Here is a 16385-nt window from a genome sequence, read left to right as displayed (position 1 = left end):
CCTCTGCGAAGTGCGAAATTTCGTGCAGGTTACATGATGGAGTGGTGCTCGGGAACCGGATACTCCGTTCCAACATGCGGACGCCAGGGGGTGCGGCGAGGGTGCCGCGCACGGGCGGCGGAAGTGTGTGGGGACCGAACGGACAGGATCGATCAGATCGGCGTCGTACGGCCCGAAGGGCGGCGGGGGAGGCGCCATCGCCCCTCCCGCGGGTGCGCGGCAGGCGTCATTGCCCGCAGCGCTTACGGCTCATGCCCATTGGTTAAGCATTCGAAACCAGTGAGTAACGGCTACTTATGCGGCCCAACGCATAGGTAGCGGTCGACCTATCCTACGGCCGTTCCGAACAGGCTGCCCAGGGCGTACGTCACACCGGCCGCGGCACCGCCGAGCGCGAGCTGCCGGAGCCCGCTGTACCACCAGCTGCGCGCCGTCACCTTGGCCACCACGGCACCGCAGCCGAACAGCCCGACGAGCGCCAGCAGCAGGGCGGGCCACAGGGCGGTCGCGCCCAGCAGATACGGCAGCACGGGCAGCAGCGCGCCCAGCGCGAAGGAACCGAACGACGACACGGCCGCGACCAGCGGCGACGGCAGCTCGCCGGGGTCGATGCCCAGCTCCTCGCGGGCGTGTATCTCCAGGGCCTGCTCGGGGTCCTTGGACAGCTGCCGGGCCACCTCACGGGCCAGCGCCGGCTCGACGCCACGGGCCTCGTACAGCGCGGCCAGCTCCTCCTGCTCGTCCTCCGGGTGCTTGCGCAGCTCCCGCCGCTCGACGTCGAGCTCCGCCTCGACGAGCTCACGCTGCGAGGCCACGGAGGTGTACTCGCCGGCCGCCATCGAGAAGGCACCGGCGGCAAGACCGGCGAGCCCGGTGATGACAATGGTCTGATGGCTCACGGAGCCGCCCGCGACACCGGTCAGCAGGGCGAGGTTGGAGACCAGGCCGTCCATGGCACCGAAGACGGCGGGGCGCAGCCAGCCGCCGTTCACATCCCGGTGCGTGTGGTTGTCGCGGTGCGCCACGTGCAGCGACGCCTCGGTGTCGATGATGGCCATACGGGCTCCCCCAATGAGCTTAGGCAAAGCTAACTTTTAGACTGGTTCTACTTTTCGATAACACTGAACCTACGCCTCGAATTTCCATTCCGCCAGCAAGGAAAGGCTGGGCTAACCTGCGGCTTTACCTCGAAACGCTCATCCGAGTTGGCATATGCACATATGTCGACCGGGTGATGCTGGGGCTCGAGAGGCTCAGATGAGCCGCTCAGGTGGCAGACATCCCCGCATGGCATCCATCGCCTGCATTCCCCCGGTCCCGGCGCCGGGGAGCGCCGCCGAACTCCGCGAACGGGCGCGCGGCGCGCTGCTCGGCCTGGCGGTCGGGGACGCGCTCGGCGCCCCGGCGGAGAACATGAAGCCCTCCGAGATCCGCGCCCGCTGGGGCCGTATCACCGGATACGTCGCCGAGAAGCCGTCCGGCACGGACGACACCGAGTACGCGATCTTCTCGGGGCTGCTGCTCGCCCGGCACGGCTCCGCGCTCACCCCGGCCCATGTCGAGGCGGCCTGGCACCAGTGGATCGCCGACCGCGACGAGGGCCCCTTCCGCGGCGCGGGCTTCAGCGAGCGCGGCACCCTGGAGAACCTCCGGCGGGGCCTGGCCGCGCCCATCTCGGCCCAGCACCGCCACGCCTGGAGCGACGGCCTCGCGATGCGGGCGGCCCCCTTCGGGGTGTTCGCGGCGGGCCGCCCCGCCGAGGCCGCCCGCCTGGTGGCCATCGATGGCTCGGTCAGCCACGACGGCGAGGGCATCTACGGCGGCCAGGCGGTGGCGGCCGGGGTCGCGGCGGCGATGGCGGGAGCCCCGCCGAGCGTGGTCGTCGCATCCGCCCTGGCGGTCGTCCCCGACGACTCGTGGACGGCCCGTTCGCTGCGCCGCGCGGTGGCGTCGGCCCACCGCGGGGAACGGGCGGTCCGCTCCGCCGTGGTCGTCGGCGGCTATCCCTGGACGGACCTGGCCCCCGAGGCGGTGGCCCTGGCCTTCGGGGCGTACGCGGCGGCCGACGGCGACTTCCGGGAGGCCGTCCTCACCGCGGTGAACATGGGCCGCGACGCCGACACCACGGCCGCGGTGGCGGGCGCCCTGGCCGGCGCGACCCAGGGCGTGGCCGTGATCCCGGCCGACTGGGCCGCGGCGATCGGCCCGGCCCGCGGCAGCTGCCTGCCCTCCATGGCGGGCCACCACGTGCTGGACGTGGCGGAACTGCTGGTGCCGGGCGAGGGCGGCAAGTGGGGCGCCGACGTGGTCGTACCGGACTATCTGCCGGGGGTGGTGCGCGATTACCTGCCGGAAGTGGTGCCGGACCATCCGTCGGGAGTGGTGCGGGAGCACCTGCCGGGAGTGGTACGGGATCAACTGCCGGAGGTGGCGCGGGATCACCCGCCGGGAGTGGTACGGGATCAACTGCCGGGGGTAGCGCGGGATCACCCGCCGGGAGTGGCGCGGGATCACCCGCCGGGAGTGGCGCGGGATCACCCGCCGGGGGTAGCGCGCGATCACCCGCCGGGAGTGGCGCGGGATCACCCGCCGGGGGTAGCGCGCGATCACCCGCCGGAAGTGGTACGGGATCAACTGCCGGAGGTGGCGCGCGATCACCCGCCGGGAGTGGTACGGGATCATCCGCCGGGAGTGCTGCCGGCCGGCGTCGACGAGGTCCTGCCGTGAGCCGCCGTGTCGAAGGCCTGCTGCTGGGCCTGGCCGCGGGCGACGCCGCCGGCTGGCCCGCCGCCCGGCACCGGGCCGCACGGATGCCCGAGTGGACCCGGCGCCTCACCCGCGAGCTGGACACCTTCGCCGAGCAGAACGCGACCACGACCCTGCCCGTCCCCATCGCGCTCAACCAGCCCCCCGAGCCGCTCCGCCTCGGCCCCTCCGACGACGCCGAGTGGGCGGTGTTCGCCGCGGAGGCGGTCCTGCGAGCCGGGGACGACACCGTGCTCGGGGACCTCAGCCGGGAGCGCAGGACCCGGGCCGCCATCGATCTCACCTGGAGCGCCGTCGCCTCCGAGGTGGCGGCGGCCGCCGACCGCGCCCCCGAGGTCGAGTCGGCGGTACTGCCCCTGCGCGCCCGCATCTCGGTGCGCGCCGGACTCGGCAACCTCGCCACCGGCCTGCGCCCGCCCGCCACCGGCCACGACAACCCCCACTACTTCGACGACGCGGCCTGTGTACGTGCCTGTGTCCTGGCCGTGGCCCACCCCGGCGACCCCCGCGGCGCAGCCGACCTCGCCGAGTTCGACGCCCGCTACACCCAGGACGGCGACGGGGTGCACGGCGCCCGGGCGATGGCGGCGGCACTCGCGCTGGCCCTCACCGGGGCGGACGCCGACGCGTGTGTGACGGCCGCGCTCGCCGAGCTGCCCCAGGAGACGGAGATCGGCCGCAACGCCCGGCAGGCACTGGCCCTCGCGCGGGAGACGGACACCGCCTTCGCCCTCATCCCGCTCCTCGAACACCAGATCGTCGACCACGTCTACAGCTATGGCATCGCCGCCGCCGAGACGGTCCCGGTCGCCCTCGCCCTGGCCACGGCGGCGCACGGCCGGATCGCCGAGGCCGTCCCCGCCGCGGCCTGTCTGTCCCGGGTCGCCGACTCGGCGCCCGCCCTCGCCGGTGCGCTGACCGGCGCCCTGGGCGGCGGCGAGTCGATCCCGCCCGCCTGGCGGGAGGCCTGCCGCACTCTCCCCGGCTGCACACTCCCCCGTCTCACCGGCACCGACCTGGTGGAACTCGCCGAACTCCTGGAAGCGGCACAACCGGCCCGACCAGGAGGATGATTCGGGGCATGACGCCCAAAGGAGAAGAAAACGGTGGGCCGGGCCTGGACGAACGGATCACCGGGGCACTCGTCGGAGCCGCCGTCGGCGACGCGCTCGGCGGTCCCGTCGAGGGCTACTCCCCCGACCAGATCCTCGAACGCCACGGCGGCCGCGTCACCGGCGTCGTCGGCCCCTGGAACGGCGACGCCTGGCGCACCGCCCGCCCCATCGCCCCGTACCACAAGGGCGACGGCCACGTCACCGACGACACCTTGATGACGCATGCACTGGTCCGGGTGTACGCGACGGTGCGTGACCATCTCGACGCGTACGCGATCGCCGACCACCTGGTCCCGGACCTCATGACCAACCCGCGCTGGATCCCCGAGCTGGAGGCCGAGGCACTTTTGCTCCAGCGCGTCTTCCTCGCGGAGAAATGGCTGGTGGCGAGGCTGGCCTACGGTCATGTGGACCCCCGCGAGGCCGGCACGGGCAACATCGTCAACTGCGGCGCGGCGATGTACATGGCCCCCGTCGGGCTGGTCAACGCCGCCAACCCCGCCGCCGCGTACGCAGAGGCCCTGGACGTCGCGGGCGCCCACCAGTCGTCGTACGGCCGTGAGGCGGCGGGCGTCTTCGCGGCGGCGGTCGCGGCCGCGTGCGCGCCGGGGGCGACACCGGAGTCGGTGGTGACGGCCTGTCTGTCGCTGGCGAAGGACGGCACGCGGGAGGCGATCGAGCGGGTCTGCGAAGTGGCGGCCGCGCACCGGGACTTCGAGTCGGCCCTGGTCCCGCTCCGGGAGGCGGTGGCGCCCTACGACACGGTCGGCCCCGACTACCGCGCACCCTCCCTCGCGGCCCGCCGCCCCTCCCGCCTCCACTCCATCGAGGAACTCCCCATCGCCCTGGGCATGCTGGTCGTCTCCGGCGGCGACCACCGCCGGGCGGTCCTGGGCGCGGTCAACTACGGCCGTGACTGCGACTCGATCGCGACGATGGCGGGGGCGCTGGCCGGGGCCCTGGGCTCACCGGTCCCGGACGACTGGTCGAAGACGGTCGCCGAGGCCAGCCGCCTGGACCTGTGGGAACCCGCGCGGACGCTCACCGAGGTGACCCGCGAGATCTTCGAGCGGGACGTACGGCGCCGGCGAGCGCACGAGCGGGCGATCGCCGAGCTCGGGGGCCCGCGTTGCTCCGACTGACCTGGGTCCAGCCGGAGGACCTGATCGGCCACGAACTCCGCCAGGCGAGCCAGGACGGCCGCGAGCCCTGGGCGATCGCGGCACGGTGGCGGGCGGCGGGAGGCACGGAGGCTCCGGCGCGGGCGGGCGCTTCGACGGGGCGGGCGTCGCGCTATCTCCGGCAGCTGGCGGAGGACTTGCTGGACGAACTCGCCGACCTGCCAAGCAGGTTGACGGACGAGGAACCAACAGACCTCACAGAGATCAAGGCGCTCTGTCCGGCTTGGCCCGCCCAGGCTGCGCAAGCGCGGGCGAGCGTCCCCACCCCCACGCCGGCCCCCGCCCCGCTCGGCCTGGAAGCCGCCTGGCTCGGCCGAGCCGCAGGGTGCCTCCTCGGCAAACCCGTGGAAAAGCTCCCCCTCGCCGGCATCCGGCAACTCGCCAAGGCCACCGGCAACTGGCCCCTGACCACCTGGTTCACCGCAAAGGGCGTCCCCGAGGAACTCCTCGCCGCGCACCCCTGGAACCGCCGCTCGGCCCCCACCTCCCTCGCCGAGAACATCGACGGAATGCCCGAGGACGACGACCTCAACTACCCCCTCCTCAACCTCCTCCTGCTCCGCCGCCACGGCCGCGCCTTCACCACCACGGACGTGGCCCGGCTCTGGCTCGACGAACTCCCCGCCGGCCGCACCTTCACCGCCGAGCGCATCGCCTACCGCAACCTCCTCACCGGCGTCGAACCCCCGCACACCGCCCGCCACCGCAACCCCTTCCGCGAGTGGATCGGCGCCCTGATCCGCGCGGACGTGCACGGCTGGACCAACCCGGGAGACCCGGCGGCCGCCGCAGAACAGGCCCACCGCGACGCCACCCTCACCCACACCGCGAACGGCGTGTACGCGGCGATGTTCATCGCGGCCGTCATCGCCACCGCGGCCACCGGCACCCATGACATCCACGCCTGCCTGCGCACCGGCCGCACGGTGATCCCGCCCCGCTCCCGGCTGGCCGCGGCAATCGACCACGCCATCGAATTGGCCGAATCCCACGAGGACTTCGACGCCGTCGTGGACGGACTCCACGCCGTCCACTCCCCCACCCACCACTGGGTCCATGCCGTCCCCAACACCGCCCTGATCGCCGCCGCCCTCACTCACGCGGACGGCGACTTCACCGGCTCCGTCTGCCGGGCGGTGTCGGGCGGCTGGGACACCGACTCCAACGGCGCCACGGCGGGGAGCATCGCCGGCCTCCTCGCCGGGAGCCCCACCGCCCTCCCCGACCGCTGGACGACGCCCCTGAAGAACCGGCTCGCCACGTCCGTCGCCGACTTCGACGGCACCGGTTTCGACACCCTGGCCCACCTCACCCACCTGGAGGCGACCCGCCCATGACCCATATCGCCGTACTCGGCAGCTTGAACATGGATCTCGTCGCGTACGTCGAGAAGGCCCCACAGCTAGGAGAGACCGTCACGGGACGGGAGTTCCGTACGATCCCCGGCGGCAAGGGCGCCAACCAGGCGATCGCCGCGGCCCGCGCGGGCGCCACCGTCTCGATGATCGGCGCGGTCGGCAACGACGTCTTCGGCACCCGGCTGCGCGACACCCTGGAGCACTCCGGCGTGGACACCGACGACCTGCGCACGATGGAGGGCTCGTCCGGCACCGCGCACATCGTGGTGGACGACGAGGGCGGCAACTCGATCGTGGTGGTCCCGGGCGCGAACGGCACCGTGGACCACCTCTCCCCAGGCGACGAGGGCGTGATCGCCTCCGCCGACGCGCTGCTCCTGCAACTGGAGATCCCCATGGCGGCGGTGCTCGCGGGCGCGGAGGCGGCCCGCAGACACGGCGTCCGTACGATCCTCACCCCCGCCCCCGCCCGGCCGCTGCCGGACGGACTCCTCGCCGCCACCGATCTGCTGGTCCCCAACGAGCACGAGGCGACCGCCCTCACCGGACGGCCCGACCCGCGCGAGGCGGCCGACGTCCTGCTCGACCAGGTGCCGGAGGTGGTCGTCACCCTGGGCGCGGTCGGCTGCCTGTACCTGACCCGGGGGGCCGAACCCCTCGTGGTTCCCGCCCCGAAGGTGACCGCCGTGGACTCGACGGGCGCGGGCGACACCTTCGTCGGCGCCCTCGCGGTGGCGCTCGGCGAGGAGCGGCCGATCCGGGAGGCGCTGACGTGGGCCGCCGCGGCGGCCGCCGTCTCCGTCCAGCGGGAGGGGGCGTCGGCGTCGATGCCGTACCGCCCGGAGATCGAGGCGCAGTACACCGCATGAACACCTCCACCCAACCCCTGACCGGCCTGCGCGTCCTCGATCTGGCCACCCTCTTCGCCGGCCCCCTCTGCGCCACCCTGCTCGGTGACTTCGGCGCCGAGGTGATCAAGGTCGAGCATCCCGCCAAGCCCGATCCCTGCCGGGGCCACGGTCCCTCGAAGCAGGGCGTCGGCCTGTGGTGGAAGCTGCTCGGCCGCAACAAGCGCACCATCACCCTCGATCTGTCCAGGCCCGGCGGCCGCACCACCCTGCTGCGCCTGGCCGCCACCGCCGATGTGATCGTCGAGAACTTCCGCCCCGGCACCCTGGAGAAGTGGGACCTGGGCTGGGCGGAGCTGTCGGCCGCCAACCCGCGGCTGGTCCTCGCCCGGGTCACCGCGTTCGGCCAGTTCGGCCCCTACGCGCACCGCCCCGGCTTCGGAACCCTGGCCGAGGCGATGAGCGGCTTCGCCGCGATCACCGGCGAGCCGGACGCACCCCCGACGCTCCCGCCCTTCGGTCTCGCCGACTCCATCGCGGGCCTGGCCACGGCGTACGCGGTGATGACGGCGCTCGCGGCCCGGGACCGCACCGGCGCGGGCCAGGTCGTGGACATGGCGATCATCGAGCCGATCCTGACCGTGCTCGGCCCGCAGCCCGTCTGGTACGACCAGCTGGGCCACGTCCAGCCGCGCACCGGCAACCGCTCCCAGAACAACGCCCCGCGCAACACATACCGCACGGCGGACGGCACCTGGGTCGCGGTCTCCACGTCCGCCCAGTCGATCGCCGAGCGCGTGATGCACCTGGTCGGCCGTCCGGAGCTGATCGACGAGCCGTGGTTCGCGACGGGCGCCGAGCGGGCCGCGCACGCCGACGTCCTCGACCAGGCGGTCGGCGCCTGGATCGCCGGCCGCACCCGGGACGAGGTCCTGGCGGCCTTCGAGAAGGCGGAGGCCGCCGCGGCGCCGATCCAGGACGTGCGGGACGTGATGGCGGACCCGCAGTACCAGGCCCTGGACACCATCACCGCCGTCGACGACCCGGAGCTGGGCCCCCTGCGCATGCAGAACGTCCTCTTCCGGCTCTCCGCCACCCCCGGCGCGATCCGCTGGGCGGGCCGCCCGCACGGCGCGGACACGGAGGCGGTCCTGACCGAGCTGGGCCTCACCCCGGCGGAACTCGGCTCGTTGCGCGCGGAGGGCGCCCTGTGACCCCCTTCCCGCTCACCTGGCTGTACGTCCCGGGCGACCGTCCGCACGTGGTGGCCAAGGCGCTGGCCTGCGGCGCGGACGTGGTGGTGATCGACCTGGAGGACGCGGTCGCCCCGGACCGCAAGGTGTACGCCCGCGAGGCGACCGCCGACCTGCTGTCCGAACCCCGGCCGGCCCGGGTCCACGTCCGGGTCAACGCCCTGGAGACGCCGTGGGCGGCCGCCGATCTGCGCGCGGTGACCGCGCTTCCGGGCGTGGCCGGGCTACGCCTCCCGAAGGTGGCGTACGCCGAGGAGGTGGTGCGGGTCGCGGAGGCCACCGGGCTCCCCGTCTACGCCCTCCTGGAGACGGCCCTGGGCATCGAGCACGCCTATGCCATCGCCTCCGCCCACCCGTCCCTGCGGGGCGTCTCCCTCGGCGAGGCGGATCTACGGGCCGACCTGGGCGTACGCGAGGACGCGGGGCTGGACTGGTGCCGGTCCCGGATCGTGGTCGCGGCGCGGGCGGCAGGGCTGGCCCCGCCGCCCCAGTCGGTGCACCCCGACATCCGCGATCTGACGGGACTGGCCGCCTCCTGCGCCCACGGCCGCTCCCTGGGCTTCCTCGGCCGGGCCGCCATCCACCCCCGTCAGCTCCCGGTCATCGAGCGGGCCTATCTGCCCACGGAGGAGGAGATCGAACAGGCCGAGACGATCGTCAAGGCCGCGACGGAGGAACAGGGCGCCCTGGCGCTGCCGGACGGCAGATTCGTCGACGCGGCGGTGGTGGCCGCGGCACAGCGCACGCTGTCGCTGGCCCACAGACCCTGAGACGCGACGAGGGCGCCCGGATCGGTCCGGGCGCCCTCGTCTTCATACTCCGTCACACGTCGCCGTACGTCGTCACACGACGTCGTACGGCCGAAGGTGTCAGCTCTTCTTCGACGCCGACTCGGCCTCGTCCTTCGTCTCCTCGGCCCTCTCCTCGGCGTCCGCGTCCTCGGCGGACCCGGTGGCGTCCGTCTCGGCCTCCACCCCCGACTCGGCCACGGCCTCGGCTTCCGGCTTGTCCGCGGACTTGTCCTCGGGCTCCGCCGTACCATCTTCCGCGGCCTCGCCCTCGGCGGCGCCGGGCTCGACCACGGTCTCGCGTCCCGGCCGCTTCTTCGACGACAAGACGATGTAGACCACCGCGAGCAGGAACACGATCACCGCGGTCCAGTCGTTGAGGCGGAGGCCCAGGATGTGGTGGGCGTCGTCGACGCGCATGTACTCGATCCAGCCGCGGCCCACGCAGTACGCGGCGACGTACAGGGCGAACGCCCGGCCGTGGCCCATCTGGAAGCGGCGGTCGGCCCAGATCACCAGGAGCGCGACGCCGATGCACCACAGGGACTCGTACAGGAACGTCGGGTGGTAGTAGCCCGGCACCCGGCCGCCCTCGGAGGAGGTGATGTGCAGCGCCCACGGAATGTGCGTCTCGCGGCCGTACAGCTCCTGGTTGAACCAGTTGCCCCAGCGGCCGATGGCCTGCGCCAGGGCGATACCGGGGGCGATGGCGTCGGCGTAGGCGGGCAGCGGGATGCCCCGGCGCCGGCAGCCGATCCACGCGCCGACCGCGCCGAGGGCGATCGCGCCCCAGATGCCGAGGCCGCCCTCCCACACCTTGAAGGCGTCCACCCAGTCGCGGCCCTCGCTGAAGTACAGCTCGTAGTCCGTGATCACGTGGTAGAGACGGCCACCGACCAGGCCGAAGGGCACGGCCCAGACCGCGATGTCGGCCACCGTGCCGGACCGGCCGCCGCGGGCGATCCAGCGCTTGTTGCCGAGCCAGACGGCTACGAAGACGCCGATGATGATGCAGAAAGCGTAGCCGCGCAGCGGAATCGGGCCGAGGTACAGGACCCCGCGCGACGGGCTGGGAATGTAGGCAAGTTCCATGGCAAGGTCGACGCTACCGTGCCGGGCCCGGCACACGGCAGGCAGCCCGGCTACGGGTCCATAACGGGGGTGTGAGAAACGCTTACCCCTGGTTGGCCGCCTCCACCATCTGCTTCAGCTTCTGCGGGGTCATCGTCCGGTCCTCGTAGATGTTCTTGCCGTCGAGCAGGACGGTCGGCGTGCCGCTGAAGTTGCCCGCCTTGAAGGCCGCCTGCGACTTGTCGACCCAGCTGTCGTGCTTCCCGTCGTTGACACAGGCCCGGAAGGCCGGGGTGTCGAGGCCCTGGACCTTGCCGGCCAGCTCGATCAGCTTGGCGTTGTCCGCGAAGGCGTCGTCCGTCTCCTTGGGCTGGTTCGCGTAGAGGACGTCGTGGTAGTCGCGGAACTTTCCGGCGTCCTGGGCGCAGGCCGCCGCGTTGGCCGCGCGCAGCGAGCCGGTGCCGCCGAGGTTGCCGTCGATCAGTCTGACCAGGTGGTACTCGACTCTGAGTTTTCCGGCGTCGGTGAGCTCGTGGAGCGTCGGGCGGTAGGCCGCCTCGAAGGCCTGGCAGGCCGGGCAGCGGAAGTCCTCCCACACCTGGAGCGTCGACCTGGCCCCGTCCTTGCCGACCGGGATCGCGAGGCTGTCCTTGCCCTGCGCGCCCGAGGGCGCCACCACCGGGCCCGAGCTCTGGCTGCCCTTGTTCTTGCCGGCGTTCGCGGCGATCACGCCGATCACCGCCGCGAGGCCGAGGACGCAGACGACGCTCGCGCCCACGATCAGCGCACGGCGTCGCTTCTCCGCGGCCTTCTGCTTCTCGCGCTCGACCGCAATCCGCTCCCGGGCGGTGCGCTTTCCGTCACGGTTCTTCTCGCTCACACCCCCAGAACGAACCGGGGAGGCGCAGCGCGCCTCCCCGGTCCCAGGTCCACCCGTTCGAGTGACCGAATATTCCGTTATGCCTGACGGGCGGTCCGTCGTGCCGGACGACTAGACCTTGCCGCGCACGCCCTTGGCCAGCTCACCGGCCAGTTCGCGGACCGCTTCGAGACCGGCCGCGTCGTCCGGCGCGTCCAGCATCCGCTTCACGAAGGCCGAGCCGACGATCACCCCGTCGGCGAAGCCGGCCACCTCGGCGGCCTGGGCGCGGTTGGAGACGCCGAGCCCGACACAGACCGGCAGGCCGGTGCCGGTGCCCCGGGTGCGCCGCACCAGGTCCTGCGCCTGCGCGCCGACCGACTCACGGGTGCCGGTGACGCCCATCAGGGAGGCGGCGTAGACGAAGCCGCTGCCCGCCGCGGTGATCTGGGCGAGCCGCTCGTCCTTGCTGCTGGGGGCGACCACGAAGACCGTCGCGAGCCCGTGCTTCTCGGCGTGCTCCCGCCACAGCGCCGACTCCTGGACCGGCAGGTCGGGCAGGATGCAGCCCGCCCCGCCCGCCTCGGCCAGCTCGGCGGTGAAGCGCTCGACGCCGTAGCGGTCGATGGGGTTCCAGTACGTCATCACGAGCACCGGCTTCCCGGTGGCCGCGTGGGCCTCGCGGACCGTGCGCATGACGTCCGCGATCTTCACACCGCCCCGCAGGGCGATGTCGTCGGCGGTCTGGATGACCGGACCGTCCAGGACGGGGTCGCTGTGCGGCAGCCCGACCTCCACGACGTCGGCGCCACCGTCGAGTACGGCCTTGATCGCCTCGATGCCGCCGTCCACGGACGGGAACCCGGCCGGGAGGTAGGCGATGAGCGCGGACCGTCCCTCGGCCTTCGCGGCCGCGAGGGTGTCGGTCAACAAGTTGATGTTCCCGCTCACTTGGCGTCCCCCTCGATCTCGGCGGTGTCGCTGTCGGCGTCGGCGGCGACCTCCGCGTCCACACCGCTGTCGTACAGACCGAAGTAACGGGCGGCCGTGTCCATGTCCTTGTCGCCGCGGCCGGACAGGTTGATCACGATCAGCCCGTCCCTGCCCAGCTCCTTGCCGACCTCCAGGGCTCCGGCGAGGGCGTGGGCGCTCTCGATGGCCGGGATGATGCCCTCCGTGCGCGACAGCAGGCGCAGGGCCTGCATGGCCGCGTCGTCGGTGACCGCGCGGTACTCGCCGCGGCCGCTGTCCTTGAGGTAGGAGTGCTCGGGCCCGATGCCCGGGTAGTCCAGACCGGCCGAGATCGAGTACGGCTCGGTGATCTGGCCCTCCTCGTCCTGCAGGACGTAGGACCGGGAGCCGTGCAGGACGCCGGGCTCGCCCGCGGTGAGGGTCGCCGCGTGCTCGCCCGTCTCCACGCCGTGCCCGGCCGGCTCGCAGCCGATGAGGCGGACGGAGGTGTCCGGGATGAAGGCGTGGAAGAGGCCGATGGCGTTGGAGCCGCCGCCGACACAGGCGACGGCCGCGTCGGGCAGGCGTCCGGCGCGCTCCAGGAGCTGACGGCGGGCCTCCACACCGATCACCCGGTGGAAGTCGCGGACCATGGCCGGGAAGGGGTGCGGACCGGCGACGGTACCGAAGAGGTAGTGGGTGTGGTCGACGTTGGCGACCCAGTCCCGGAAGGCCTCGTTGATGGCGTCCTTCAGGGTGCGGCTGCCGGACTTCACGGCGACGACCTCGGCACCGAGCATGCGCATGCGGGCCACGTTGAGGGCCTGTCGCTGGGTGTCGATCTCGCCCATGTAGACGGTGCATTCGAGGCCGAACAGCGCGCAGGCGGTGGCGGTGGCGACGCCGTGCTGGCCGGCGCCCGTCTCCGCGATGACGCGCGTCTTGCCCATCCGCTTGGTGAGCAGGGCCTGGCCGAGCACGTTGTTGATCTTGTGGGACCCGGTGTGGTTGAGGTCCTCGCGCTTGAGGAACACCCGGGCGCCACCGGCGTGTTCGGCGAACCGTGGCACCTCGGTGAGGGCGCTGGGCCGGCCGGTGTAGTTGACGAGCAGGTCGTCGAGCTCGCGGGCGAACTCGGGGTCGGCCTTCGCCTTGTCGTACTCGACGGCGACCTCGTCGACGGCGGCGACGAGCGCCTCCGGGATGAACTTGCCGCCGTACGCGCCGAAGTAGCCCTCGGCGCTGGGGACCTGACCCTCTGGATCAGGGATGAAGAACTCGCTGGGCATGCGGAAACCTCACGGTGAGTGGTGGAAGGTCACTAATCGCCGTGGGGGCGGGGATTTCAGTCGGCTGCAGGCCCGTTGTGGGTGCGCGCGCAGCTCCCCGCGCCCCTGTAGGTCGGCTGCTGCCATCGCATGCCGTTCACCTGCCCGGGTTCGTCACCGATGACGTACCGCACCCGGCGCCCGTGCACCCGGCGGGCGGGCGCGCGGCAGCCGCGGGGCCGGCAGCCGCGCGCGAGGCGGGCGTACGGGTCCCGGGGCATCGGGGCGGTCGAGAGCGTCATCGGGGCCAGCCTACCGGGAGTTCAGCCCCGGCCGTGCCGCAGCGCGGGATGCTCGCCCGCGGCGACCAGGTCGGCCACCGCCGCCTTGGGGTCGCGCCCGGTGACGAGGGACTCGCCGACCAGGACGGCGTCGGCGCCCGCGTTGGCGTACGCGATCAGGTCGTGCGGGCCGCGGACGCCGGACTCGGCGACCTTGACGATGCCGTCCGGGATCTCGGGCGCGACCCGCTCGAAGGTGCCGCGGTCGACCTCCAGCGTCTTCAGGTTGCGGGCGTTGACGCCGATCACCTTGGCGCCCGCGTCCACCGCGCGTTCGACCTCGTCCTCGTCGTGCACCTCGACGAGGGGGGTGAGGCCGATGGAGACGGCACGCTCGATCAGCGACTCGAGGGCCGGCTGGTCGAGGGCCGCGACGATCAGCAGCGCGAGGTCGGCGCCGTACGCGCGGGCCTCCCACAGCTGGTACGACGTGACGATGAAGTCCTTGCGCAGGACCGGGATGTCCACGCGGGCGCGGACCGCCTCCAGGTCTGCCAGCGAGCCGCCGAAGCGGCGCTGCTCGGTCAGGACCGAGATGACGGCCGCGCCGCCTGCCTCGTAGTCCGCGGCGAGCCCGGCCGGATCGGCGATCGCGGCCAGCGCGCCCTTGGACGGGCTGGAACGCTTGACCTCGCAGATCACCTTGACGCCTTCGCCGCGCAGTGCGGCGACGCCGTCCTTGGCCGCGGGCGCCTTCGCCGCGCGCTCCTTGAGCTCGTCGAGGCTGACGCGCGCCTGCCGCTCCGCGAGGTCGGCACGGACTCCGTCGATGATCTCGTCGAGCACACTCACGCGAGCGGCCCCCTTCCGAACGATCGAAAAACCCATGGTCACTGCGATGGTATCCGGAGGAAGGCGCAGGCCTCGCATCCGGATGACGTGCGGTCCCACTACCTGGACATTCGCCGGTCGATCAAGGATGCAGCCAGCCACCGAAGGGCAGGTTCCGGACAACCGTGAACGCCAGGACCAGCGCCCCCAGCCCCCAAAGCGGCAGCGGCCCGAGCTCGATCCGCAGCGGCCGTCCGCGCACCGCCCGGACGACCCAGACGGTCCACAGCACCGCGAAGCCCGCATAGGCGGCCACGGCCATCGCGTTGTCCTGGAGCGCGGTGAGGAAGTCCCCGTGCACGAAGGCGTGGGCGCTGCGCAGACCGCCGCAGCCGGGGCAGTAGACGCCCGCGTAGCGCAGCAGCGGGCACACCGGGTAGTGGCCGGGTTCGTTGGGGTCGACGGCGCCGACGTAGGCGAAGGCCCCGACGACGGCCGCGAGGATCCCGGCGGGGGCGGCCAGCCGTCCCGGCAGGGTGGCGGGCGGCCCGGTCCGCCGGTCGATGCCCGGGGCGCTGTGGCTGTCGGCGTTCACGCCTCGCATTGTGCCGCGCACGGGCCGCACGCGCGCGAGGGGCGGCCCGCACCTCGTCGGTGCGGGCCGCCCCTCGGGCAGGAACTGCGGGTCAGCTCTCGACGCCGGCCGGCTCCGGCGTCACCGCGGCCCGGGGCTGCGGCTGGGGCAGCGCGTGGACGTTCTTCGGCTGGCCGAGGCCCATGGAGCGCATGACGCCGCCGACGACACCGCCGAGCGCCACGATCGCCATACCGGCCCAGAAGCCCAGCGGCTGGGCCATCACCATGAACGCGCCCGCGACGCAGAACCCGAAGAAGGCGATAGTGACACCGGTCCAGGCGGCCGGGGTGTGTCCGTGGCTGCTGCCCGCCATTGCTTGCTCCTCGTTGCTGGTTGCGTGCTCGTTTGCTTGGTGCGTGTGAGCCGGACGTGCTTGGTGCGTGTGAGCCGGACGCTCACGGTCCATTGTCCCGTACCCGGGTGGCCGCCGTGAGCTCGGGTGGCGTCTGTTTCGCCACATCGGGACCGGGGGCCCGCGACCGGCGGCCGGCGGCTACGCCCCCGTCGGGTCCTCACCACGGTCCAGGGCCTTCCACAGGTCCTCGGGGCGGTCGGGGTCCGCGGCCGGGGCCGTGCGGCGGGGGCGGGCGGTGCCACGCTCGTAGCGGCCGGACATGGCGGGCCACAGGCGTCCGTAGCGCAGGGCGAGGAGCCCGGCGAGCAGCAGCAGGAGCCCGCCGGCGGCCGCGACATAGGGCCAGCCGGTGTGGGTGAGCGCGGCCACGCTCGCGGAGGTGTCTCCGGTGGCCTCGGCGGCCTTCTCGTCGAGCGCCGAGCTGTCCGAGGCGCCGACCAGGGCCGCGGCGATCGTGCCGGCGCCGGAGAGTGCGAGGAGCCCGGCGACCAGCAGGCGGCCGGCCCGGCGGACGGCGAAGACGGCGACGAGCGCGGCGAGGCCCACTATGGCGAGGGCCGCGGGGACGCCCGTGACGTCGCTGCCCCTGGCGGTCAGCGGAAAGGCACCGCCGGCCACGGTCGCGGTGCCCTCCGCCCAGCGCTGCCGGGTGGCCAGCAGCGCCACGGCAGCGCCGAGCGCACCGCACATGAGGGCGACGGCGAGGCTGCGGCGGCCGGAGCGTGCGGGTCCGGCGGCTTCGGGACGGGGGTGAGGTACGGCAGTCACGTAGTCCACTATCGCCTGAACCCCGGGCGAACCGTCACCCGGGGTTCACGTGATA

16 protein-coding genes and 1 pseudogene are annotated in these 16385 nt (G+C 73.1%); 7 read left to right on the top strand and 10 right to left on the bottom strand.

From position 1 onward, the window contains the following. Window positions 1-326: 326 nt before the first annotated feature. Window positions 327-1058, bottom strand: a complete 732-nt coding sequence (locus AB0I54_RS18800; RefSeq protein ID WP_363297105.1) for a VIT1/CCC1 transporter family protein — start codon at window positions 1056-1058, stop codon at window positions 327-329. A gap of 229 nt (window positions 1059-1287) precedes the next feature. Here AB0I54_RS18800 and AB0I54_RS18795 point away from each other — a divergent pair. The 7 genes and pseudogenes from AB0I54_RS18795 to AB0I54_RS18765 all read left to right on the top strand — a co-directional run. Beyond that, window positions 1288-2289, top strand: a pseudogene (locus tag AB0I54_RS18795) (ADP-ribosylglycohydrolase family protein); the annotation flags it as partial. Window positions 2290-2723: 434 nt separating this feature from the next. Then, the gene (locus AB0I54_RS18790; protein ID WP_363297104.1) at window positions 2724-3839 is read left to right on the top strand and encodes an ADP-ribosylglycohydrolase family protein; all 1116 of its coding nucleotides are present in this window, start codon (window positions 2724-2726) and stop codon (window positions 3837-3839) included. Between the two features lie 8 nt (window positions 3840-3847). Next, a complete protein-coding gene (locus AB0I54_RS18785) occupies window positions 3848-5023 on the top strand; it encodes an ADP-ribosylglycohydrolase family protein (protein WP_363297103.1) in 1176 nt (391 codons plus the stop codon). Next, entirely contained in the window at window positions 5011-6399 is a 1389-nt protein-coding gene (locus AB0I54_RS18780; protein WP_363297102.1) for an ADP-ribosylglycohydrolase family protein, read from the top strand. The genes AB0I54_RS18785 and AB0I54_RS18780 overlap by 13 nt, the downstream gene beginning before the upstream one ends. Then, window positions 6396-7289 (top strand): ribokinase, encoded by an 894-nt coding sequence (gene rbsK, locus AB0I54_RS18775; protein WP_363297101.1) that lies wholly within the window; start codon window positions 6396-6398, stop codon window positions 7287-7289. Before AB0I54_RS18780 ends, rbsK begins: the two co-directional genes overlap by 4 nt. Next, entirely contained in the window at window positions 7286-8482 is a 1197-nt protein-coding gene (locus tag AB0I54_RS18770) for a CoA transferase (protein WP_363297099.1), read from the top strand. Before rbsK ends, AB0I54_RS18770 begins: the two co-directional genes overlap by 4 nt. Continuing rightward, window positions 8479-9291, top strand: coding sequence for a CoA ester lyase (locus tag AB0I54_RS18765; RefSeq protein ID WP_363297098.1), 813 nt, complete (start codon window positions 8479-8481; stop codon window positions 9289-9291). The genes AB0I54_RS18770 and AB0I54_RS18765 overlap by 4 nt, the downstream gene beginning before the upstream one ends. A 99-nt stretch (window positions 9292-9390) precedes the next feature. On the opposite strand, the gene lgt is transcribed toward AB0I54_RS18765, so the two are convergent. From lgt to AB0I54_RS18720, 9 genes are all read right to left on the bottom strand, one after another. Further along, entirely contained in the window at window positions 9391-10401 is a 1011-nt protein-coding gene (gene lgt / locus AB0I54_RS18760; RefSeq protein ID WP_363297097.1) for a prolipoprotein diacylglyceryl transferase, read from the bottom strand. 82 nt (window positions 10402-10483) lie between these two features. Then, window positions 10484-11260 carry a thioredoxin domain-containing protein gene (locus tag AB0I54_RS18755; RefSeq protein ID WP_363297096.1) on the bottom strand — a complete coding sequence of 259 codons (777 nt, stop codon included), beginning with the start codon at window positions 11258-11260 and terminating at the stop codon, window positions 10484-10486. Between the two features lie 111 nt (window positions 11261-11371). Further along, window positions 11372-12190: a tryptophan synthase subunit alpha gene (gene trpA / locus AB0I54_RS18750; protein ID WP_363297095.1), complete on the bottom strand. Its 819-nt coding sequence runs from the start codon at window positions 12188-12190 to the stop codon at window positions 11372-11374. Continuing rightward, the gene (trpB, locus tag AB0I54_RS18745; protein ID WP_363297094.1) at window positions 12187-13479 is read right to left on the bottom strand and encodes a tryptophan synthase subunit beta; all 1293 of its coding nucleotides are present in this window, start codon (window positions 13477-13479) and stop codon (window positions 12187-12189) included. Before trpB ends, trpA begins: the two co-directional genes overlap by 4 nt. Before the next feature lie 56 nt (window positions 13480-13535). Then, window positions 13536-13760 (bottom strand): hypothetical protein, encoded by a 225-nt coding sequence (locus tag AB0I54_RS18740; RefSeq protein WP_363297093.1) that lies wholly within the window; start codon window positions 13758-13760, stop codon window positions 13536-13538. Between the two features lie 21 nt (window positions 13761-13781). Further along, entirely contained in the window at window positions 13782-14591 is an 810-nt protein-coding gene (gene trpC, locus AB0I54_RS18735; RefSeq protein WP_263207667.1) for an indole-3-glycerol phosphate synthase TrpC, read from the bottom strand. A 121-nt stretch (window positions 14592-14712) separates the two neighbouring features. Beyond that, window positions 14713-15174, bottom strand: coding sequence for a DUF2752 domain-containing protein (locus tag AB0I54_RS18730; protein WP_363297428.1), 462 nt, complete (start codon window positions 15172-15174; stop codon window positions 14713-14715). 82 nt (window positions 15175-15256) lie between these two features. Next, window positions 15257-15520 (bottom strand): HGxxPAAW family protein, encoded by a 264-nt coding sequence (locus AB0I54_RS18725; RefSeq protein ID WP_363297092.1) that lies wholly within the window; start codon window positions 15518-15520, stop codon window positions 15257-15259. Window positions 15521-15700: 180 nt separating this feature from the next. Then, a complete protein-coding gene (locus tag AB0I54_RS18720; protein ID WP_363297091.1) occupies window positions 15701-16339 on the bottom strand; it encodes a TIGR02234 family membrane protein in 639 nt (212 codons plus the stop codon). Between the last annotated feature and the right edge of the window lie 46 nt (window positions 16340-16385).

It is taken from the genome of Streptomyces sp. NPDC050625, assembly GCF_040654755.1.
GTDB lineage: Bacteria > Actinomycetota > Actinomycetes > Streptomycetales > Streptomycetaceae > Streptomyces.
Note: the sequence above shows the minus strand (reverse complement) of the source record. Positions and strands in the feature narration are given on the sequence as shown.